At 56.4% G+C, this 21,891-nt stretch carries 18 protein-coding genes; 13 read left to right on the top strand and 5 right to left on the bottom strand.

Translation table 11 applies throughout. The features are described 5' to 3' along the window. Window positions 1-16: 16 nt before the first annotated feature. On the bottom strand, window positions 17-2,311 hold the full coding sequence (nqrF, locus tag IE099_RS08260) for an NADH:ubiquinone reductase (Na(+)-transporting) subunit F (RefSeq protein ID WP_189569443.1): 2,295 nt from the start codon (window positions 2,309-2,311) through the stop codon (window positions 17-19). A gap of 77 nt (window positions 2,312-2,388) precedes the next feature. Here nqrF and IE099_RS08265 point away from each other — a divergent pair, with 77 nt between their 5' ends. After that, entirely contained in the window at window positions 2,389-3,297 is a 909-nt protein-coding gene (locus IE099_RS08265) for a helix-turn-helix domain-containing protein (RefSeq protein WP_189569444.1), read from the top strand. Between the two features lie 57 nt (window positions 3,298-3,354). Here IE099_RS08265 and IE099_RS08270 read toward each other — a convergent pair whose 3' ends face one another. Both IE099_RS08270 and IE099_RS08275 read right to left on the bottom strand, forming a co-directional pair. After that, the gene (locus tag IE099_RS08270) at window positions 3,355-4,881 is read right to left on the bottom strand and encodes an arylsulfatase B (protein WP_189569445.1); all 1,527 of its coding nucleotides are present in this window, start codon (window positions 4,879-4,881) and stop codon (window positions 3,355-3,357) included. A gap of 28 nt (window positions 4,882-4,909) precedes the next feature. Beyond that, the gene (locus IE099_RS08275) at window positions 4,910-5,809 is read right to left on the bottom strand and encodes a TIM barrel protein (protein WP_189569446.1); all 900 of its coding nucleotides are present in this window, start codon (window positions 5,807-5,809) and stop codon (window positions 4,910-4,912) included. 168 nt (window positions 5,810-5,977) lie between these two features. Here IE099_RS08275 and purE point away from each other — a divergent pair, with 168 nt between their 5' ends. Together purE and IE099_RS08285 are read left to right on the top strand one after the other, a co-directional pair. Continuing rightward, window positions 5,978-6,475 (top strand): 5-(carboxyamino)imidazole ribonucleotide mutase, encoded by a 498-nt coding sequence (purE, locus tag IE099_RS08280; RefSeq protein ID WP_189569608.1) that lies wholly within the window; start codon window positions 5,978-5,980, stop codon window positions 6,473-6,475. Window positions 6,476-6,497: 22 nt separating this feature from the next. Continuing rightward, window positions 6,498-7,622, top strand: coding sequence for a 5-(carboxyamino)imidazole ribonucleotide synthase (locus IE099_RS08285; protein WP_229809456.1), 1,125 nt, complete (start codon window positions 6,498-6,500; stop codon window positions 7,620-7,622). 88 nt (window positions 7,623-7,710) lie between these two features. On the opposite strand, the gene IE099_RS08290 is transcribed toward IE099_RS08285, so the two are convergent. Together IE099_RS08290 and acs are read right to left on the bottom strand one after the other, a co-directional pair. Continuing rightward, window positions 7,711-8,580 carry a hypothetical protein gene (locus IE099_RS08290; protein ID WP_189569448.1) on the bottom strand — a complete coding sequence of 290 codons (870 nt, stop codon included), beginning with the start codon at window positions 8,578-8,580 and terminating at the stop codon, window positions 7,711-7,713. A 4-nt stretch (window positions 8,581-8,584) separates the two neighbouring features. Continuing rightward, entirely contained in the window at window positions 8,585-10,543 is a 1,959-nt protein-coding gene (gene acs / locus IE099_RS08295) for an acetate--CoA ligase (protein WP_189569449.1), read from the bottom strand. Window positions 10,544-10,765: 222 nt separating this feature from the next. Here acs and IE099_RS08300 point away from each other — a divergent pair, with 222 nt between their 5' ends. The 10 genes from IE099_RS08300 to IE099_RS08345 all read left to right on the top strand — a co-directional run bounded on the left by IE099_RS08300 (window position 10,766) and on the right by IE099_RS08345 (window position 21,888). Further along, entirely contained in the window at window positions 10,766-13,390 is a 2,625-nt protein-coding gene (locus IE099_RS08300; protein WP_189569450.1) for a lamin tail domain-containing protein, read from the top strand. Window positions 13,391-13,583: 193 nt separating this feature from the next. Further along, a complete protein-coding gene (locus IE099_RS08305) occupies window positions 13,584-16,130 on the top strand; it encodes a lamin tail domain-containing protein (protein ID WP_189569451.1) in 2,547 nt (848 codons plus the stop codon). A 201-nt stretch (window positions 16,131-16,331) separates the two neighbouring features. Next, window positions 16,332-16,772 carry a type II secretion system major pseudopilin GspG gene (gene gspG / locus IE099_RS08310; RefSeq protein WP_189569452.1) on the top strand — a complete coding sequence of 147 codons (441 nt, stop codon included), beginning with the start codon at window positions 16,332-16,334 and terminating at the stop codon, window positions 16,770-16,772. Then, window positions 16,750-17,355 (top strand): pilus assembly FimT family protein, encoded by a 606-nt coding sequence (locus tag IE099_RS08315; RefSeq protein WP_189569453.1) that lies wholly within the window; start codon window positions 16,750-16,752, stop codon window positions 17,353-17,355. The genes gspG and IE099_RS08315 overlap by 23 nt, the downstream gene beginning before the upstream one ends. Next, window positions 17,348-17,752 (top strand): PulJ/GspJ family protein, encoded by a 405-nt coding sequence (locus tag IE099_RS08320; RefSeq protein WP_189569454.1) that lies wholly within the window; start codon window positions 17,348-17,350, stop codon window positions 17,750-17,752. The genes IE099_RS08315 and IE099_RS08320 overlap by 8 nt, the downstream gene beginning before the upstream one ends. Beyond that, a complete protein-coding gene (locus tag IE099_RS08325; RefSeq protein WP_189569455.1) occupies window positions 17,730-18,494 on the top strand; it encodes a hypothetical protein in 765 nt (254 codons plus the stop codon). Before IE099_RS08320 ends, IE099_RS08325 begins: the two co-directional genes overlap by 23 nt. After that, window positions 18,491-19,444, top strand: coding sequence for a type II secretion system minor pseudopilin (locus IE099_RS08330; protein ID WP_189569456.1), 954 nt, complete (start codon window positions 18,491-18,493; stop codon window positions 19,442-19,444). The genes IE099_RS08325 and IE099_RS08330 overlap by 4 nt, the downstream gene beginning before the upstream one ends. Window positions 19,445-19,567: 123 nt before the next feature. Next, complete coding sequence (locus IE099_RS08335) at window positions 19,568-20,761, top strand: hypothetical protein (RefSeq protein WP_189569457.1); 1,194 nt, start codon at window positions 19,568-19,570, stop codon at window positions 20,759-20,761. A gap of 6 nt (window positions 20,762-20,767) precedes the next feature. Beyond that, entirely contained in the window at window positions 20,768-21,307 is a 540-nt protein-coding gene (locus IE099_RS08340; protein ID WP_189569458.1) for a hypothetical protein, read from the top strand. Next, on the top strand, window positions 21,304-21,888 hold the full coding sequence (locus IE099_RS08345) for a hypothetical protein (protein ID WP_189569459.1): 585 nt from the start codon (window positions 21,304-21,306) through the stop codon (window positions 21,886-21,888). The genes IE099_RS08340 and IE099_RS08345 overlap by 4 nt, the downstream gene beginning before the upstream one ends. The last annotated feature ends 3 nt before the right edge of the window (window positions 21,889-21,891 follow it).

The following is a 21,891-nucleotide window of genomic DNA, read 5'->3' on the forward strand; positions in this document are numbered from 1 at the left end:
ATAAAGGTTTGTTAGATTAGAATTCGTCGTAGGCGATCTGTTCCTCGGCAATCGAGAACTCTTCGGAAAGCATGCGCTGGGCTGCCTGCAACATGACTGGAGGACCGCACAGGTAGAATTCGACTTCCCGAAGGGATGGGTGGGACTCCAGGTAGTCGTTGCGCAGATGTTCGTGAATGAAACCCGTGGGCCCGTCCCAATGGTCTTCCGGTTGGGGTTCGGAGAGGGCGAGATGGAAGGTAAAGTTGGGAAAGCGGGCCTCGAGTTTTCGAAACTCCTCAAGGTAGAAAACCTCCTGGCGCGAGCGGGCGCCATACCAGAAGCTGACCTTGCGGTTGGTCTGCAGGGTCTCGAACAAATGGAGGAGGTGGGAGCGCAGAGGCGCCATGCCGGCACCCCCACCCAAGTAGATCATTTCGCGGTCGCTTTCCTTGAGGAGGAAGTCCCCGAAGGGACCAATGGCAGTAACCGTGTCTCCTGGTTTGAGACGATGGATGTAGGTGGAGCCCACCCCCGCACTGCAGAGCTGACCGCGGGGAGGAGTGGCGATTCGGATGTTGAATTTGAGGTGGTCGGGTTCGTGTTGCGGCGCGGTGGCGAGGGAGTAGTTGCGTCTCGTCTCGAGGGTGTTGCGGGCTTTGCAGTCGTAGACATGGTGGTCGTTCCAAGTCTCATGGAAGAGGGGAGAGACCGCGATTTCTTCGAAAGAAATCTCGTCGTAAGCGGGGATGTCTAACTGCATGTACTGGCCTGGTTGGTAGGCTGGGAGGTCGTCAGGAGTCTCGGGCTCGAGGACAAGCTCCTTGATGTAAGTGGCGACATTGCTGTTGCTGACGACAGTGAAGCGATGGGTCCTTTCCTGCTTGGCTTGCTGTGATGGGGTGGGGTGCAAACAGAGGAAAATGTGTCCATCTCGAATCTCGACTGGGTAGGTCTTGAGTGCAACGCAGGCGGGAGGGCGGACAGGTGCTCCATCAGAGAGATTGAATCGTCCGTTGTGTTTGGGGCACTCGACGATTTGACCTTTTACCAAGCCATCCGCGAGGTGGGTGTTCCCGTGGGTGCAGATGCCGTCGGTGGCATGAAAGGTGTTCTCGTCGCTTTGGTAAATTGCATAGGTGTGTCCCTTGTGGTCATATCGAATGACGTCGTTGGGCTCGAGGAGGCTGGCATCACAAACCTTGACCCAGCTATTGGCTTCTTCAGGTTGTTCGGCGGTGATGGGGTCATTGTTGGGGATGGTGCCAATGGGCCGGGCCGTGGCGGGGAGGGCTTTCTTCACATAGTAGCCAGGGTCCTTGATCTGCCTGAGAACAGTGGGGATGATTTCCCGATAGGCGGCGATGAGGCTGGGGTAGGGCTGGGGGCAGTCGTCCTTGATCAACTGGTGAAGTTTGGGAAGTTGGTGGTAGGGAACGAGCGGGAACATGTGATGCTCGAGGTGGTAGTTCATGTTCCAGTAGAGAAAACGGTTGATGAAGTTCATCTTGATCGTCCGGCAATTGAGCCGGTGATCGAGAACGTTCTCGGCAAGGCCCGCATGCTGGGTCCATCCGTAGACCGCCATGAGCCAAGCCCCGTAGAGGTTGGGCCCGAGGACGAAGACGAACGGGAGCCATGTCTGATAGAGGATGGCGAGGGCGAAGAGAGTCAGATAGATGGCGGCATAGATTCGGGCGCGGAGAAAGACTTTGGGATGTTCGGACTCGGGGATGAAAGTCGCTTCCTCGGGGGTGACCTGGCCCTTGCAGTGGAGAGTGATGTTCTTGAGGTAGCGCCGGAATGCCTGGAAGTTGAAGCACTTCAGGAACATGTTTTTCAGATTGGGTGGGCGGGGGACCGCGATCTCGGGGTCGCGGCCGACGATGATGGTGTCGCTATGGTGGCGGGTGTGGCTCCAACGCCAAGGAATGGATTCGCGGAGGACCATGAAGGATGCGATTTCATACAGCGCATTGTTTAGCCAATCTGTTTTGAAGGCCGTGCCGTGGCCAGCCTCATGCCAGCGGGCATCGGAAGCAGAGGCCCACAGGATTCCGTAACACATCATGGGCAGCAAAGCCCACCAACTGCCCCAGAGGCTGAAAGTGAGATAGCCGAAGATTGCAATGAGGCCGAAGTAGATCGCGCAGTCCCGCAGGGTAGGCCAGTCCTTGCGGGTAAGCACGGTTTTGAGATCCTGGCGTGAAATCGGGGAAGTATACCAGTCCGCTTCGGCGAGTCCTTCATCAATGGCTCGCTGCGTCTGGGCGCCGACGAGGCTATAGTCTTGCAGAAGAGATTCTGCTGGAGGAGAGGACGCCCTGTTCATTGAAAAAAGCTGTCACGACCAACATCGCGTAACAATGCTCTTGAAGTCGCAGGGAAATTCAGCTGACTTCTAATGCTATGCTGAGTGAGCCTTCGAGAAACCTCTATTTGCCGCGTCGGGACCGGTCATTCTGGCAAGCAGGAGAGGGGAAGGATTGGTCCTTGCGGTATCTCGCTTGGGGAAGGCGAGAGTTCTCCGAGGAGAATCTGCCTCCCTGCCGACACGAAGGATGGGTCAGTCTTTTGATTCAAGAGGGTCATCCCGAGATTATCGTGCGGGGTGAGAAGATTGAGTTGCCGCGAGGAGTGCTCATGCTGATTGGCCCGGAGTGCCCCTTTGGATGGACCCGTAGGCAGGGGAGCCAATGCAAGTTCGTGTTGTGGATGTGGGATGAACTGAGGCTGGGAGAGCAGGCTGGTTGTGAAGAAAATGGCTTTCAAAAATTCAATCTGACCAAGACGCGGCAAGAGCCATTCGTCCGAAACCATGAGCTGTGCCGGCGGGAGGCTGTGGCGACAGATGGATTGAGCGAGAAGTATTTTGAGAGCTGTCGAATGGGGTTCGAAGTTCTGATGCAAAGGCTGTTAGAGGGAGATCCCGAGGCTCCTTCCCAGGATCGACTCGAGCAGGCCCAAGATTGGATACTGGCTCATCTGGATAGTAAGAAGCCCGTCGCGCGTTTGTGTGATTATCTCAATGTGTCGCAGTCTTCTTTGCACCGCTTATTCAAAGAGCGAGTGGGAATGAGTCCCGCCGCCTTCATCCAGAAACTAAAATTGCAGTGGGCACACGATCGACTTGTGGAAGGCGACTTGTTGGTGAAAGAGGTCGCGCTGCAATTGGGGTATTCCCAATTCAATGATTTTAGTCGGGCATTTAAGTCTTTCTTCGGCCTTTCTCCCAGTGAGGTGAGCCGGGGGGAAGAGCCGGTCTCCCTAGACACAAGAAATCCCGCCGAAGCCAGGCCTCGAGCGGGAAATTCTTGATTGGAAAGGGGGGAGGTCTGGACTGCCGGTGGGGGCTGTCGACCTCGTCCCGGCAGATTAACGTCCGTCGCCGGTGTAGATGATTTTGCCGTCCTTGGGGGCTTGGGGCCATGGGGTTGTTCCCGGAGCCCATTCTTTGGGCTGGGTGTCGCGCACTTTTTGCACGTGGTCCTTCACCCACTGCGGCGCATTGGCATTTTCCTCCTGACCGTAGACCCAGGGGAGAGCCGGGCTCATGAGCCGGTCCATGCCTTCCAGGGGCGGGCGCTCTTCGCCAGCGGATTCGAGGCGGGCCTTCAGCTCCTTCACGATTTCCGGATGCTGGGCTGCGATGTCGGTCTTCTCGCTAGGGTCGGCCTCCAGATCGTAGAGCTCTTCTCCGATGAGCTTGTATTTCCCGCGCAGCATGGCGGGGAAGCGCACGGAGCCAGAGACCTCGAAGATGATTTCCTCGCGGGGGCTCTCGGCTTTGTCGAAGAGGGTGGGCACCATGTTCATGCCGTCGAGGGGGCGCTCTTGCTTCAGGCTGCCGCCTCCGAGGGTAACGAAGGTGTTGTAGAGATCGACAATGTGGAAGAGAGCTTCGCTTTCTCCGCCAGCTGGCAGTTTGTCGGGCCAACGCATCACGCAAGGAACGCGCACGCCGCCTTCGTAGTTCGTGTTCTTAGTGCCACGGTAGGGAGCGTTCATCTCTTCGCGCAGGCCGCCGTTGTCATTGGCAAAGATGACGAGGGTGTTGTCGCCGAATCCCGCCTGGTCCACTGCGCCCACGATTCGTCCCACCGCATCATCGAGACACTTGAGGGCCGCATAGCGCTTGTCGAGCTTGTCGGTGTAACGGGGGATTTCTTCCAAGGGACCGTGTACCGCGTTGAAGGGCACGTAGAAGAAGAAGGGTTGGTCTTTGCTTTGCTCGCCAATGAGGCGGACGGTCTCATTCGCGATTAGGTCGGTGGTGTAACCTTGTTCGTAGACGGGCTTCTGGTCGCGATGCCAGTCATAGACCGCGTAGCGGGCGGGGGCGTTGTGGGGGATGGTGTAGTTGTTGTAGTCGATGCCCCAAGCATAGTGACCGTATTGGTGGTCGAAGCCCTGACCCATGGGAAGGTGCTCGGGAAGCCACTCGCCGCAATGCCACTTGCCGATCAAGGCGGTGGTGTAGCCCGTTTCCTTGAGGGCCTCGGACACGGTGCGTTCCTCGGTGGGGACGGCATGAATGCGGCGGGTTTCCTCGCCTGCTTCATTCTTGGCCAACTCCATGTCGAGCATTGCGAGATAGCTGGGCTTGCCAAAGTCCTCCGAGCGCCAGTCGCTCCAGGTCCGGAAAGCATAGCGACCGGTTAGAAAGGCCGCGCGGGTGGGGGCACAAACGGCGTGGACATAAAAGCGGGTGTAGCTGGTGCCTTCTTTGCGCAGCTTGTCGATATGAGGGGTGTGAAAGGCGTCACCGCCATTGAAGCCCGGTTCGTTCCACCCCATGTCATCGGAGAGCATGAACACGATGTTGGGACGGCTGCCGGCAACTTCGGCTTGGACTGACGAAAGAGGGGCCAGGAGGGCGAGGGTTGTGAGGAGTTTTATCATGATGAGATTTTCTGTGAGAGTCATGTCTTCAAACGTCGCAAATGGACACGGCATTTTGTAATCCTTCCAAGGCATCGCCAGTGGGGATCCACTCGTGGCCTACGTAGCCGGTGTAGCCACTTTTCAAGATGGCTTTCATGAGCCCGCGATAGTTGATTTCCTGCTCGTCGCCGATTTCGCCTCGACCGGGATTGCCGGCGACTTGGACGTGGGCGATGAGGTCCTTGTGCTGCTCGAAGCGCTTAATGAGGTCGCCATCCATGACTTGGATGTGATAGGCGTCGAAGAGGAGCCGCAGCCCGGGGGAATTCACCGCCTTGATGATTTCCACGCATTCGTCGATGTGGTCGCCCTGATAGCCGGGGTGTCCTTTCATCGCTTCGTCGTTGCGGGTATTGAGAGGTTCCAGCACGAGGGTGACGCCGGCCTTCTCCGCGATGGGGGCGATTTTGCGATAGCCGGCCACACAGTTTTCGAACCCTTCCTCGCGAGTGACCACGCTGCCGTTGGGTTCCTGGGAGGTATCCAGAAGTCCGGTGAAAGTCATGACGTTGGGAAAGCCCGCTTCGGAAGTCGCTTTGATGGTCTTTTCCAGAATCTCGAAGCATTCCGCGTGGTGTCCCTTGTTGTTCATTCCGCGGACAAAGGTGTGGGACTTGGTGGCTCCGCAGACCAGACCGGTGCCTTTGAGGAGTGGGAGATCCTCGGCGGGAAAGAGCTCGATTCCTGCGACCCCGAGATCTTGCGCATGTTTGATGAGCTGTTGGTAGGTCCAGCCGGCGGCTTTATTGAAAGGCCAGGCGGCAATCACTTGCTTAATGTTGCCCTTGAGCTTGGGAGCGGCTTCTTTTTCCTGTCCCGCGAGTAGAGCGGGGGTCGCGGCAGCGCAAGTGGCGAGAAACCGGCGGCGGTTGGTAGAGAGTCTCATTGGTTGAAGAGTATGTCGGGAATTGGGGCGATTGTGCAGCAGCATTATGAGTGATTGATAGGCAATTGAAGAGTTGGTGAGAGTCTACTGCCGAGGGGCGCGGTTTTCGGACTTCAGTTGGCGAAACTTGCCCTTGTCGGTCTGGTGGCGATTGCACAGGCTGGAGGCATGGCAGCAGATGTTCAGGTGGGAGTCGTCATGGGAAGTGACTCGGATTGGCCCACAATGGTAAAGGCCGTGGAGGTCTTGGAAGAATTTGGGGTCTCCTACGAGGCCAAGGTGGTCAGCGCCCACCGCACTCCGGATTTGTTGATGGAATACGCGGGCAGCGCGATGGAGCGTGGGCTAAAGTGCATCATCGCGGGAGCAGGTGGGGCCGCGCATTTGCCCGGCATGATCGCCGCATCCACCATTGTGCCTGTGCTCGGGGTTCCGGTGCGCTCGAAGGCTCTCAGCGGGATGGACTCGCTGCTTTCCATCGTGCAAATGCCCAAGGGAATTCCGGTGGCGACTTTTGCGATCGGTGAGGCCGGGGCGGCCAATGCGGGGCTCTCGGCAGTGTCGATTCTCGCCAACGGGGACGAGGGGTTGCGCGACAAGTTGCTGAAATTCCGGGACGATCAGCGCGATACCGTGCTTGCCAAAACGCTGCCGCCAGAGGACTGATTCTTTTTTTTTCGAAGTGAGCATGATTTTACCGGGAGGAACGCTGGGGATTTTGGGCGGTGGACAGTTGGGCCGCATGTTGTGTCTGGAGGCCCGTCGTCTGGGCTATCGCACGGTGGTGTGGAGCGGCAGCGAGGTCGCGGAACCGACGCAAGGGGTGGCGGATGAGGTGATTCTGAAGCCGTTTTCCGATGCCGAGGCGCAAGCCTACTTCGTGGAGCAGGTGGATGTCGCCACGGTCGAGTTCGAGAACATCGACCACGATGTGCTGCGTGCGGTGGATGCGGCGGTGGGGATTCATCCCCGTCCCGAAGCGGTGGCGATTTGTCAGAACCGCGAACGCGAAAAGCTGTTCCTGCAGGGAAAGGGGATTCCCTGTGCGCCCTTCCGCGTAATTGAGACCGCCGCCGACCTGGCTGCAGGCGTGACCGAATTAGGTGGCAAAGGGGTGCTGAAAACGGCGGCCTTTGGCTACGATGGCAAAGGCCAGATTCGGGTGCACGAAGGCATGGACTGGGAAATGGTCTGGGCGGACTTCGACTTTCCCCGTGCGGTGTTGGAAAAGTGGATTCCCTTCGAGTGCGAAATTTCCGTGATGGTCGCGCGTGGTGCCGATGGCGCGATGGAGGTCTACGATGTGGCGGAGAATGTTCATCGCGAGCACGTGCTTGATTACTCCATTGTCCCCGCGCGGGTGGATGCGCAGGTTGTCGCGCAAGCTCAGGAGCTGGCCAAGAAGCTGGCCGAGGGGCTGGAGTATCGCGGCATCATGGGCGTGGAGTTCTTTGTCTCCGAGAGCGAGGGGCTCATCGTCAACGAGATGGCGCCCCGTCCGCACAACTCGGGGCATCACACCATGGACGCGTGCGAGACTTCGCAGTTCGAGCAGCAGCTTCGTGCGGTGGTCGGTCTTTCCTTGGGAAGCAGTCGACTCTTTTGCCCCGTCGTAATGCTGAATTTACTCGGCGATATGTGGCGTGGCGAAGGTCTTTTTGAGAAGCTGGCTCTCCAAGAGAATGCGACCTGGCATCTCTATGGGAAGACGAGCAGCAAGGGGCTGCGCAAGTGTGGCCACGCCAACTTCCTGGGCGAACAGGCGCTGGAGAATGCTCTTGCTCTCAAGAACGCGGTCTTGGGCGAGAGTTGATGGACCCCGCCGTGACTTTCCCTGCTTTTGTTAAAAGAAAGCGGGGAAAGTTCGGGAAGAGTCGGGTCTCCTCCAGCCTCCTCGGGCCCTAGTGACCGATGACCTTCCGATGGCGGAAGGTTGAGGCGCGAACCTCTTCGATTAAGCTGAGTAGTCCGCGATGAGACTTCACGGCCTCTCGAATCTGCGGGTCCTTTGCGTTCTGGATGATGAACTTGCCCACTTCGGAGCAAAGTTCGGTCCGTTCCGTGTCGATGGCTCCGAGCAGGTTGCTCAGGCTGGTCAGTTCCTTGTTGATCTTTCCAATTTTACCGAACTGACCTTCAGCTCGCTCGCGGATGATCTTGTTCTCCTTTTCGATCTCCTCGTTGAGAGCGTGGAGGTCCTTTTGCAATTCCGTGATGCGCCCGTCGATGACGTTGCGGCGGTCCTTGATTTTCTCGAACTGGATGCGTTTCAGTTTGAGTTCCTGCTGAGTGGCACTGGCCTCCGGAGTCATTTCTCCATCGGACTCCTCCAACAGAAATTCCAGCTTGGTTTTCAGGCCGGAGTGGGCGCGTTTGACTGAGCGACCATCCTTTTGAATGTCCTCGCGCTCCTGGTGCAGGCGGTCGATGCTGTCGGCCACCTTGTCCCGGGCTTCCACCTTGTCTTTGGTCGCTTCAGCCACATCTTCAAGGGCGCGTGCGCGGGCTTCTTGGGAGTCGTCGAGCTGGATCTCCAGCGATTCGATTTTCTCTTCGAGCTCGTCATGCTTCTTGGTGAGTTTGCGGAGTTTCCAGTACTCGGTCGAAACATCTTCGACGCTTTCCAGGTTGTCCCAAGCGAGTTCGCCGATGATGACTTCGGCATCGCGCATGAGGTGGGCCTCAAACGCAGCCGACATGCGATATTTTTCAAGGGGGGCAATACCGAAGCTGGTGAGTAGCTTCGCAAGTAAGAAACCGGTTCGAGTCATGTGTTCAGGAATTGGCTTGAGCGATGCTTTTTTGCAAGGCCTCAATCACTTGGACATCCTCCAGGGTCGTAATGTTGCCAGAAACTTTGCCGGATGATACCAGCTCCTTCAGCAGGCGGCGCATGATCTTGCCCGAGCGTGTTTTCGGTAGAGCGGGAGCGAAGTGAATTTCATCTGGCCGAGCGATGGCTCCAATGGCTTGGGCGACATGCGTCCGGAGTTCCTGATTGAGCTCCGGGCTATCGAGGACGCCTTCTTTCAAGGTCACAAAGGCCACGATTCCCTGTCCTTTGATTTCGTGGGGGCGGCCCACGACGGCCGCTTCAGCCACGGAATTGTGTTCAACGAGAGCGGATTCCACTTCGGCGGTTCCCAAGCGGTGTCCGGAGACGTTGAGGACATCGTCGAGGCGTCCGACGATCCAGAAGTTGCCTTTGCGGTCGCGGAAAGCACCATCTCCGGCGGTGTATTTGCCTTCGTAGTCCTTCCAGTAAGTTTTGCGGAAGCGGGCCTTGTCCTTGTAGATGGTGCGGGTCATGGAGGGCCAAGGCTTGCGAATGACCAGCTTGCCGCCTTCGTTCGGACCACATTCATTTCCATTTTCATCGAGAATGGCGGCATCGACGCCAAAGAAGGGCAAGGTCGCGGTTCCGGGGATAGTCGGGGTGACACCGGGGAGCGGGGAGATCATGATCGCTCCGGTCTCGGTTTGCCACCAGGTGTCGACGATGGGGCAGCGTTCGCCGCCGATTTTCTCGTGATACCACATCCAGGCTTCCGGATTGATGGGCTCGCCAACGGTTCCGAGGAGGCGCAGGGAGGAGAGATCGTGTTTCTCGGGGAAATGATCACCAGCTTTAATAAAGGCACGGATGGCGGTGGGGGCAGTGTAGAAGATGGAGACCTTGTGGCGCTCCACCATGTCCCAGAAGCGGCCAAAGTCCGGGTAGTTGGGAGCCCCTTCATACATCACCTGGGTCACTCCGTTGGCCAAGGGGCCATAGACAATGTAGGTGTGTCCGGTGATCCAGCCGACATCCGCGGTGCACCAGTAGACGTCATCATCGCGCATATCGAAGATATACTTGCAGGTGGTGTAGGCCCCGGTGAGATAGCCCGCACTGCTGTGGAGGATTCCCTTGGGTTTGCCGGTTGAACCGGAGGTGTAGAGAATAAAGAGAGGGTGCTCCGAGTCAAAGGCCTTGGCCTCGTGGACGGATGAGACCTGAGCCGCTTCCTCATGCCAATAGACATCGCGACCTTTCTTCATCGCAATCTTGCCGCCTGTGCGCTGGTGAACGATCACGGTCTTGACGCCGGACTGTTTTTCCAAGGCCGCATCCACGCTGTCTTTCAAAGGAACCACTTTGCCCCGACGATAGCCTCCGTCGGCCGTGATGACTGCGGTAGCTCCAGAGTCCTCGATGCGATCCGCGATGGAGTCTGCCGAGAATCCGCCAAATACGACGGAGTGGACGGCTCCGATGCGGGCGCAGGCCAACATGGCAACCGCGGCCTCGGGCACCATGGGCATGTAGATGATGACCCGGTCCTTGGCCTTGATGCCTTGTTTCAAAAGAATGTTGGAAAAAATGCAGACCTCGCGATGCAGTTGCAGGTAGGTGAGGGTGCGGGTTTCGCCGGGCTCTCCCTCCCAGATGATGGCGGCCTTGTTGCGTCGGTGGGTGCTCAGGTGTTGGTCGAGGCAGCTCTCGCTGACATTGAGCTTGCCGCCCACGAACCACTCGGCGAAAGGCGCTTTCCAGTTGAGAACCTTGGTCCACTTCTTCTGCCAGGACAGTTCTTTGGCTTCGCGAGCCCAGAAGGTGGACGGCTTGTCGATGGACTCTTGATAGAGGGCTTTATACTCTGCCATCGAGGAGATGCGGGCTTGTTTGGAAAACTCTTTGCTGGGCTTGAAGATCCTCTTTTCGTGGAGGTGAGTTTCGATGTTTTTGCTCATGGATTTGCGTGCCAACTAACCAAGCGGACGCAGCCTCATGAGACAATCTCCAAAATGCGAAGAGAGGGTGATCCGAGTTGGACAAGTGATGACGCACTCGGGTTCTTTTTCTGATAGATTTTCCGGATCGGTTCTGGGGCCTCGCGGGAGAACCCGCTTTTTCTCTCGTAACTCGTTGACTGCGTGCTTGCCAAAAAGTCACAATTAATTTAAGGAGCAGGAATGTATGACACAACGGATATCATTGGGATCTTAACTATCGTAGGATTTGCCTCTCTGTCAGGCGAGGTTCTTCTCAATGAGATCGATGCCGATACTCCCGGGACTGACAACGCCGAATTTGTCGAGCTCTATCAGGTCCCTGGACCTGGAGATGCGAGTTTGAACGGCTATGCCCTCGTGTTCTTCAATGGAGCCGACGGCTCGGATTCGGCCTATCGGGTGATGGATTTGGACGGGTATTCCTTTAGCCCGTCGGGATACTTTGTGGTGGGGGACAGTGGGGTGGCCAATGTCGACCTTTCCTTCGGGCCGGGCGCGGAGACCGACCATATCCAGAATGGAACCGATGCGGTGGCTCTCTACAGTGGGTTGACTGCCGAGGAGTTTGTTGCCGGAACGCGAACAGGCCCGGTCGACAATTTGGATCTGGTCGACTTTATCATCTATCGGGGTGGAACTGAGGAGGATAGTTCCTTGAGCTCGGTCTTCCCACCCAGCGACCAGCCGGATGAGGATCTGAATGGCGAGAAATCCCTGCAGTCGATTCAGCGCAACCCGGACGGAGGTTTCAATTTCATCGCGGCCGCACCGTCACCGGGTCAGACCAATACCCAGCTCCCGAGGATTAAAGTCGTGCCCAGTCCGGTGCAGGTGGACGAGGATGCGGGGGCTGGAGCTTCGACCATCGTCGTGACCCGGGAGGGCAGTTTGGATTCTTCCTTGAGCGTAAACATCATTTCCACGGGGTCGCTGACTCGAATTTCTGCGCCACCAACAACTGCTTTCTTCGGGGTGGGGGTCGACCAAATTTCATTCTCGATCGATACCATTCCCAATACTTCGATTGAAGGAGATGGCTTTATCGAGTTTGAGATTTCAGAAGACACCGGTCCGGGAGGTGAGCCTTCCTATCAGACTGGAAAAGCCACCCTCATTGTCGCGGATGATGAGTTGAGCTATCCCACTCTCGTCGTTAACGAGGTCTTGTTGAAGGGAGAGGAAAGCAACGGTCCCGAGTTCGTTGAGCTCTACAATTCCGGCAATACCGGGGTGACGCTCGATGGATTTCAGGTCGAATTCTATGCCGCCGATCCGGAGGGTGGGTTCGGTGCTCTCCAGCAGAGCTTCACCATCGCCAGTGGTTCGATTCCCGCGAAGGGGTTTTTCACGATTGGGAATCCCCAGGTCACGAGCGTATATGGAGTGAATCTCGATCAAACGGTTTCGGGCTTGGATTTGCCGGATGAGGACACGTGTATGGTTCTCCTGAACGGGGGAGGCGGCATTGTCTTCTCCGCTCTGATTGAGGATGGCGAACTCGATGCGGTTCCGAATTCCGAGGGCACGGCCCTTGCCGCCGAAGTCTTTGCCTCGTCCGCTGGAGAGGACAGTCCGGCGGGTTACTACCTCACCTCGGATGGGGGAGAGGCGAGCAATTCGCTGGAGCTGGTTGGCTTCGGGGAAAGAGCGCCTTCCGCGACCCCGACGGTCAGCAATGTGGTCGCGCCCCGCTTGCTGCTGAGTCGCGATCGCGAGCTCATCGAGGAGGATTCCACGGAAGTGATCACCTTCACCGTGTCGCGCATCCCCGACACCGTGGGAGATGTCACGGTGACTCTTTTCAGTGACGACACCACCGAGTTGGTTCTCCCTGGCACGGTGGTGATTCCAGACGGGCAGGCCTCGGTCACCTTTGCTGGAGTTCCTCAGCAGGACGGGGTTCGGGATGGACTGAGTCTGGTCCGGATTACGGCGAGTGCTTCCGGTCTTCTCTCGGCTGCGAGCGAGGCAACGGTGCTGGATGCTGATATTCCAGACCTCCAAGTGTGTGACATCGCCTTCGTGGCCGCGATCACCGACCAGCCGGAAGTCTTTGCCTTTGTCGCTTTGAGCGAGATTTATGCGGGAACCCGGATCACTTTCACTGACTATGGCTGGCATACGAACGGCGAGTTCCTCATCGAAGAAGGCGACGGTCAGATGACTTGGTTGGCCATTGCGGATGTTCCCGCAGGCACGGTGGTCACTTTCACCGAAAACGAACCCGACGTGGGCACCGCGGCGAGTGGTGGTATCGACTTGGGGGAAAGCGGAGACCAGATTTTTGCCTATCAGGGAGACAGCGACAATCCCACGTTCCTGGCTGGAATTCAGCTCAACGGTGCGTGGAATAGTGAGGCCGTCGATTCGGCGACCTCATCCTTGCCTGCCGCGCTCGCGAGCGAAGGGGCTGTATCGATCGAGCCCGGGAGCGAGAATGCGGTCTATACGGGCTCGATCCAAGGCAGTCTGGAAAGCTTGAAAGGGCAGCTCTTTTCTTCGAGCGGCTTTACTGCCAGCGATGCGCGGGAGGATGCCGGTCCTGACTTGATTCCGTCGGCGTTCACATTCACGGCCGGGGTCGAGTATGCGGTGGAAGTCACCGGTTTCGCGATTAACCCAGAAGGAGCCACCGTGACCTTCGAGGCAACAGGATCGTCCGACGTCTATGTGTCCTCGGATTTGGTGACCTGGGAGCTCGCGAATGGCGGGGAAGGGGTGGGAACCGGGGCTTATCTCGATGAGAATCCTCCGGCAGGAAAAGCCTTTTACCTGGTTCAGGAGGCCGGGGCAGAAGCACCTTGATTTGGGCTGATTTCCTTAAAACTGAAGGGCGCCACGAGAGCGCCCTTTTTTGTTTTGAGTATTCAGGGTAAGTGGTTTATGGGAATTTTGTCACAGATTTGTCACAGGGGCGGTACGGAATTGAATCGCCAATCGGCCCGGTTCGTGCTGAGGTCCGCGCTGGGCAACTGCTTTAGATACCCCACAATTCCCCATGAAAATGAAATACTTTTACGGCCTGACGGCGGCACTGGCGGCCCCGGCGGCCTTTTCGCAGATAGTAATTAATGAGATCGACTCCGACACTCCGAGTTCTGATACCGCTGAGTTTGTGGAGCTTTACAATGCCGGATCTGAGGCCGTCGCTTTGACTGGCCACGCGCTTGTTTTTTTCAACGGAAGCAATGATTCGGAATACCAGACCGTTGACTTGGGTGCTGCTTCAATTGCTGCGGGAGACTTTCTAGTGATTGGAAACGCGGCGGTGCCGAACGTGGATATCGTGATTCCTGATGGTTCGATTCAAAATGGTCCGGACGGTGTTGGACTCTACAACGGAGCGACCGCTGCCGCGTATATCGCCGAGACAGAGACTGCTCCTCTCGGCGGCGCCGATTTGGTCGATGCCTTGGTATACGGGGCCAGTGACCCCGACGCGACCGGTCTTCTTACTGCTCTTGGCGAAACGACACAGTATGACGAGTCAGCCAACTCTCTGCACACTGTTGAATCGATCCAGCGAAATCCGGATGGTTCGGAAACCTTCGAAACAAAGGAGCCAACTCCGGGCGAAACCAACTTTACTCTCCCCAAGCTTACGTTGACCTTGGATCCTTCCTCCGTGAGCGAGGGGGATGGGGAGGGAGTCATCTTTGGTGAAATCATTGTTCCTGAGCCTGTTGTTGGCGATTTAGTAATCACGATTGGGATCAGTGACGTGACGGAGCTGGATGGCCCGACCACTGTTACGATTGTGGACGGTGATGACTTCGTTGCCTTTGAATTGGATGCTGTCGACGATATGGATATCGATGGCCTTCAGACCGTCGTTGTAACTGCGTCCGCAAGCGGTTATCAGGATGGTACTGTTGATGTCTTCGTTGCAGACGATGACTTGGAACTTCCCGAGATCGTTATCAACGAAATGCAGGTGAAGGCCGGGGGAGACGACCCTCAGTTTGTAGAGCTTTATAACAACCAAGGGACTGCTGTTGATTTGGCGGGGTGGTCAGTGAAGGCCTATGGCAGTGATACCGGTGATACCGTAAATTTCGGAAACCTTCTTGGTTCGTTCACCATCCCTTCCGGTAGTCCTGTTCTTTTGGCTCCGGGCGAATTTTATCTTGCGGGTGATTCTGTCTTCGAGAGCATTTATGGGATTACTCCCGATCTGCAGGTTGAGCCAGGGTTTGGACTGTTTGATATTACAATGATCCTTTTTGACGCGGACGACAATGCTGTCTTCACAGTGTTCAGTCAGGACGACGATGCTACTAATCAGGCAAATAATGCGGGAGCCCCTACGGTTGCTGATATTACGATCAACGATGGTTTTAATTCGCCTGCTGGTTATTATTTGGATTCCGACGGGGGAACGACCGCAAGCTTGATCGAGTTTGCTCCGCAGCCGGCTTCGTCGGCAACCCCCGGTCAAACGAATGGCGTTTTCATTGACCGGCTTAGAATTGAACTCGACACTACTTTCTTCTCGGAAGCAGACGGTGCCGGAGTTGCGACCGCGACTGTGACCCGTGTCAACAATTCGACAGATCCGCTCACTGTTACTCTCTCAAGCGCAGACCCGACTGAAGTGGTCTTCCAATCTGCCACTTTGAGTTTTGCGGCAGGTGAGGAGGAGTTGACGGTCATGTTGGATGCCGTCGATGACATGGATGAGGACGGGTTGCAGGAGGTTCTCTTGACCGCCAGTGCTACTGGCTTTGAGGACGGAACTGCCACCGTGTCGGTCGCGGACGATGAGTCCACAATTGGTGCTTCGGATGTTCTGATTACCCAATATTCCGAAGGCACATCGTTCAATAAGTTCATTGAGCTGACGAATGTTGGTTCGTCTTCCATCACCTTGGCTGGCTGGCAATTGACTTTGTGGGCTAACGGCAATCGGGAATCTTGGAAGACGGCGACCGGTGGATCGTCTTCAGCCTTCGACCTTTCCGAAGTCACTCTGGCTGCTGGAGAGTCGTTCGTTGTCGCCCATGGCAGCGCGGATACTCCTGCAGGAGTTGCTGATGTGACTGATAGCGGTGTGGCCAACTTCAACGGAGACGATTCTGTGGTTCTTTACAGCGGCGCTCTCAATCCTTCAAATATTGCTGATGCGGTGAGTTTGGCGGCTAGCGATGCGTCGAATAAGAGCTTGGTCCGTCTGAGTCTCGATACGGGTTGGGATTTGGTGGCTGCTTCCAGCTTCTTGGACTATCCCTCGGTTTGGGGGGAAATCGACTTGGCGACGGTGGAGGCGGCCGTCGACGGTGATACAAATTATTTGGGATACTTCGAAGTGACAGAGCCTTCCGACTACATCGTCGCCATCTCCGATTGTTCCTACTCGGCTGGGCAGTTTGTGATTAACTTCACGGCTTCTGGGTCTTCGGACATCTATGTGAGCACGGATTTGACGACTTGGGGAGAGGCGACCAATGGTGCTGGAGTGGCTTCGGGCACTTACACCGATACTGCTCCTCCTGCTGGGAAGGCGTTCTACTTGATTCAGGAAGCTGGCACGCCGGCTCCTGAGTAGGTCCGACTCGATTGAACCTTTGAGACCCGGCACTCTTCGAGTTGCCGGTTTTTTTTTGTAGAAAAAGAGAGTGAGAGACGGCTGGGGAAGCTGTTTGCCCCTAGGGTGGGAGCTGAGGCCAAAAATTGCTGACAACTTTTCATTTCGCGGGCGTTTCATCCTGCATAGACTGTGTTGGCACAGCACAAACCATTGATAGATATGAAAGGAACAGGCAAAAAGACTCTTCACGCTTCTCACGCCCGCGGATTCTCCCTTTTGGAGATGATTGTGGTACTCGGCATTATTGGACTCATTCTCTCCGTCGCGGTTGCGGTGGTGGGCAAATCCAGTGACACTGCCAACATCAAGATGTCCGAGACTCTCGTGAAGGGGGTCGAGACCAAGTTGCGGGAATACCGGATGCTGGGAGGGATGTATCCCTCGCAGGCTCAGGGCTTGCAAGCTCTCGTGACCAAGCCCTCGATGGCGCCCGTGCCGAAGCGTTACAACTCTCTCTACGACGAAGTTCCCACCGATCCCTGGGGCAAGGAGCTCAAGTATGTTTACCCCGGCAGCAAGGATGCCAGCACTCCGGAGGTGATTTCCGCCGGTCCTGACGGCATTTTTGACAACGAAGATGATATCAGCAGTCAAGACTAGGCCGTCACGCTCCCGGCAAGGTGGATTCACCCTGCTGGAGATGATGGTCACGCTCAGTCTGGTGGCGCTGCTGGTGAGCTTCGTCTTCATGCAATACAAGCCCGACAGTCCGTCGGAGCGCATGAAGAAGGCGACGGTCTCGTTGGAAGCTCTTTCCGCCCGGGGGCACACCATGGCGATCCTGCACCAGAAGCCGTTTTGGTTGCGGTTCGAGCGGAATCAGGTGATTTTGCAAGGGGCAGAGCTCACGACGGTTGATACCAGCGGCCCCAGTGACGAGTTGGGCGCATCTTATGATGAGGAAGAGGCTGATGCCAACGAGATTCAATCGCTGATTGTCGACTATGATTCATACACTTTCCCAGATGGAATGGAGGTCTTCGTGCGACGGTGGGGGGCGGCCCAGCAAGCCTGGTTTCATCAGGAAAAGCCGGAAGACCCGGTCATCTTCTGGAACTTTGAGCAAAGCGGTCTGTGCGAGCCGATTTCCTTGCGACTGGAGATTGGCGAAAGTTGGACCGAATTGGAAATGGACCCTTTAACTGCCCGAGTGGCTGACGAGTTCAGCGAGATCTATGATTAATTTTTCCCCAAAACGTGGCTTCGTGATGATGGAGGTCCTCATCGCGGTTTCGCTCTTTGCTATTGTCGGCACCGCGATGGTGGTGGCCATCAATGATGTGGGGAATCTCACCTTTGAGCTTCATCGTGGGCAAAGGCTCTCGCGCATTCTCGATAGTGAATTGCGTCGGGCGATGTCGGTGCCGAATCTGGAAGAGGGGACGGAGACCCGCGAGCTGGCGGAGCTGGGGGTGGAGATCGAAACCGTGATCGAGCCCATCGAGGAAATGGAGAATCAAGACGGCCAAGTGCTCTCCAATATGTTTCGCATCCAAGTCACTGCCTATTGGCGGGCGGACGGCATGGATCAAAGTCAAACCACTGAAACCTGGCGATATGCGCGGCTATACCGGCAATAATTTTACCCAACCCAAAGGCTATCTTTTGCTGGAGGTGATTCTGGCAATGGGTCTCGCCGCGGCCTTGTTGAGCGGAATCTTCGCCATTGCCACGGGCTCGATGAGTCTGGCTGAAAAGGTGGTGGAAGAGGGCCGCTACCAAACCCGGCGGGAGGCGTTTCTGAACTTTCTGGGCCGGAACTTCGAGCAATTGCCCGGTAATGCGGTGGTGGAGCTGGTGACTCAGGACACTTCGCAGCGCTTTCTCCCGACCTTAACGATCCAGAACGCCCCCGTGTCCTTTGCCTTTGCGGGGCAGCCTATCTCTGCTCAGGCGATTGTCCTGACTACGGTGCCCGTTCCCAGTGGGGGTGTGAATGTGGTGTTGGAATACTACGAGGAGCCTCTTCTGGATGATGAAGACAGCCTTGCTGAGGACAGGCAGGAACCTGCGGGGTCTATCATTCTGTATCGCGATATCTGGCGCTTCGAGCTGCGGGTGCTGGACTCTCGCACGATGGAATGGATTAGCGATTGGGATATTCAGGGGCGACTTCCCTTGCAGATTGAGCTCAATGCCGTGTTCGAGCCCAATGGGGAAGAGGTCATTCACTACTTCTGGATTCCGCCCAAGACCAATCCCGCCGCCTTGATGCGGAGTATCAATCAACAGCAGCAAGGGACAGGAACCACCACCACGCCAACCCCAACCCCGGGCCAAGGCGGGGCGACTCCAAGCATTCCGGGAGGAGGAACACGATGAAGGGCGCGCGGCAGAGGAATCGAGGCTCAACGATGGTGGCGGTCTTTTGGCTGCTTTCCATCCTCGGGATTGCCCTGTTTTCCGTGATTACTTTGGTCAAATTTGAAAGCGACCTGGTTGCTTCCCAGACGCAGGGCACGCGAGCGCGGCACTTTGCGGAGATGGGCATCGCGGTGGGAGCCAATCCCGTGGTGCAACGTGATGACCCGATTCTGCGCCAGGTGATGGAAGGCGGGACCGAAGGATTCAGCTGCCAGATTGAGTCCGAGGCCGACAAGCTCGACATCAATTTGCTTCTGAGTAATCAGGATCCCGTGGCCGATGACAAGGGCTGGCTGCGTGAACTCTTTTTCGATTGGGGGATGGAGCTGGAAGAAGCCCAAGCCCTCGCGGATGCTCTCGTCGACTGGGTGGACGCGGGTGATACCGAGGAACTCAATGGTGCGGAAGCTCCGTACTACGAGAGCCTGGGCTTTCTGGACCGTCCCTTTAACCGTCCTTTTTACAGTTTGGACGAAATGCGCTTCGTGAGGGGCATGGACGTCTTGGAGCGGGTGAATCCCAACTGGCAGGACTGGTTCACGGTCTGGACCCAGAGTGGTCTCGATGTGAATGAGGCGAGCGCGGAGAAGTTGGCCCGCGTGCTCAATGTGTCGATCGATGACGCCGATATCATCCCCGAAACGGTTCGAGGTCCGGATGGGATTCGGGGCACTGAGGATGATCAACCTTTTCAAGGACCCGAAGCTGCAGCCGGTCCTCAGGGGGCGGTCTACATGACCGAGGAGGAGTTTGCCCAACACGGGCACCGCATCACCGCCAATAGTCCAACAACCCGATTGGAAAGCACAGGCTGGTCGGGTGACGTAAAAAGGCGGGTGACTTTAATTATTAGGAATCGTGAGGGGAACCCTACTCTGCTAGAACGTCGCGAGGAAATCGTGCAATAGTCTGTGAATTTCATCAGTTAGAACAATTACGTGAGTCAAAAAGGTAAGAAAAATGACCAAGTGCTCCTCTTCCCAGGGGCCGAAGGCTGGGAAATTTGGCGTGGGAATGAATCCTTAAGCCTCTTGAAAGCCACGGCCGAGCGGGAGGCGCTTTCCGTCGATGGAGTACCTGGGGGCAATTTGACGATGGCTTTTCCGGTCCGCGACGTCTCGGCGGCTCCCTTTGTTGCTGCTACCGGGGATAAGGAAATGTTCCGCGACTTGGCCGACCTTCATTTGGAGCGGAGTGGCTTGCGAGCCAGTGATGCGGCGGGTTCCCTGAGTGATTGTTTCACCCTGCGGACCGACGAGGAAGAAGCTCTGCTACTTCCCGTTGTGCTTTCGCCCCCGCCTGAAGGAGGGCTTCCCAAGAAGTCGCCCAAGGCCTTTGATATTTCCGCCCGATGTCTCCCCATGCCGCCTAATGCAGTGGTGCTGTGGCGCGAGTTCGGTCGCTGGGTTTTTGCGGTTTCCGACGCCAAAGGACAGACCGTCTATTTCCAGGCCTTGCCGGGTGCTCTTTTCGACCAGCAATTGGCCCGCGAAGTGGCGCTGGGAACGGCGCAGCTTTCCATGCAGGAAGTGCTGTCCGCGACATTGGAAAAGTGCGAAATCTGGACTGGAGAAGGGGAATTTCCTCCCTCCGACGAAAGCCAGGCGGCGCTGAGCAAATATCTTGAGCTCGATGTGCAGGCCGTGCGCAAGCCCTCGCCTCGAATCCCCGAGGTCGTGAGTCACCTCCTTCCGGCGGATATTCGTGCGGAGCGGGTGGCGATGCAGAAAGCACGACAAACCAAATTGGCAGTGGCGGCGGGAGTGATCGCTTACCTCGGTCTCATCGGATTTTTAACCTACAAGTTTAATGATGCCAAGACCCGCACGGAGATCGCGGAGAAGCGTGCCGCGGCGTCCAATCCGGTGGCCGAGGAGGTCGCGCGGTTCACTTCAAAATGGGATGAACTCCAGCCGGTGGTGGAGAACGAGTATTGGCCTATCGAACAGTATTTCCGCGCTTATCAAGCTGCGCCCAAAGACGGCCTGCGCATCAAGGTGGCGGAGATGCACAACGAAGTGCAGTTCCAGGCGGGCCAAGGGGCCTCTCTCAAGCGCTTCATGATTCTTGAAGGGGAAAGCACTGCCCCTGAGCAAGCTTTGGAATTCGGCGAAAACCTGAAGAAGAGCGACTACTTTTCGAGCTTTGAGTGGAGTATTAAGAGCCCTCGACAGACAAATACTGGCGCCTGGAGCTTTATCTATGAAACAAGCCTTGCGCTTTAAATTCTAATGACTTCACGCGAACGAAATTTACTCATCCTGCTGGTGGTGATGGCCTTCCTGGTGGTCAACTTTTTGGCCTACCGAGTTTGGTATGCACCCAAAATGGCCGAAATGCAGGCCACGATGGAAAGCGCCGAACAGAAAGCCGAGGCGAACGAGGGAATGGGGGCCGTCTTGGATGCGGTGGCCAAAGATCAAGAGTGGCTCAACCGCTTCGAGCCCAAGCCGACTTCCGAAGGGAAAATGAAGACTCGAATGCAGCAATTGGCTTCCAATGAAGCGGTGCGAGCGGGTTTGAAAATTAAGAAGGAGGGTTTCGTTGACGGAGTGATTGACCCGAATCTTCACTATCATCGGGCTCGTTACGATATGGAAGTCAATGGAACCGAGGCCTCAATTTATCGGTGGTTGGATCGTCTTCATAATCCCAACGAATTTCGGGTTGTTACTTTTGTCAAGCTGGAGCCCCAGCGCGACGACGCCGAGCGGGCAGACTGCCGCATCTATCTAGACCAATGGTTCGTACCGGAAGGAGATCAAATATGAAACTTACTCTGACATTTCTCATCGCCTCAGTCGCCTGTATCGCGGCCCAGGCTCCCCGCAAGGAGCCGCTGACGAAGTATCGCCAGCTTTGGGAAAATTCCTTGATTACTGACCAGCCCGAGGTTGTGGGGCCAGGAACGGAAGAGCCTCCGAGTGAACTCGATGACTACGTGCTTGGTGGTTGGACCCAATCCAGTCAGGGCTACTTGGTGAGCTTGATCAATACCAAGGACCCAAAAGCCCGGGTCGCCATTGGACCGGGAATTCCAAATAAAAAGGGTTTCCGAATCCTCGATGTGAAGCGCGATCCCGCCAATTACATGTCGAGTGAAGTGCTCGTGGAGCTCGCGGGGAAAAAGAAGTGGATTGGTTACGAGGAGAAGTTCCTTGTCGTGCAGCAACCACCAGCCGTAGCCCAACAGAACAAGGCGCAAATGGCAGCTGCGCAAAGAGCGGCCCAACAAAATCAAAAGCAGGCCCAGCCACCCATTCCCACCAGCAATAACAATAATCAAAGAAGTGGCAACACCAAGCAAGCCACCCCTCGTGTTCGTCGCGTCCCAGTTCCTCCCAAGAATTAATCT

This window comes from Roseibacillus persicicus (assembly GCF_014651675.1).
Taxonomy (GTDB): domain Bacteria; phylum Verrucomicrobiota; class Verrucomicrobiia; order Verrucomicrobiales; family Akkermansiaceae; genus Roseibacillus; species Roseibacillus persicicus.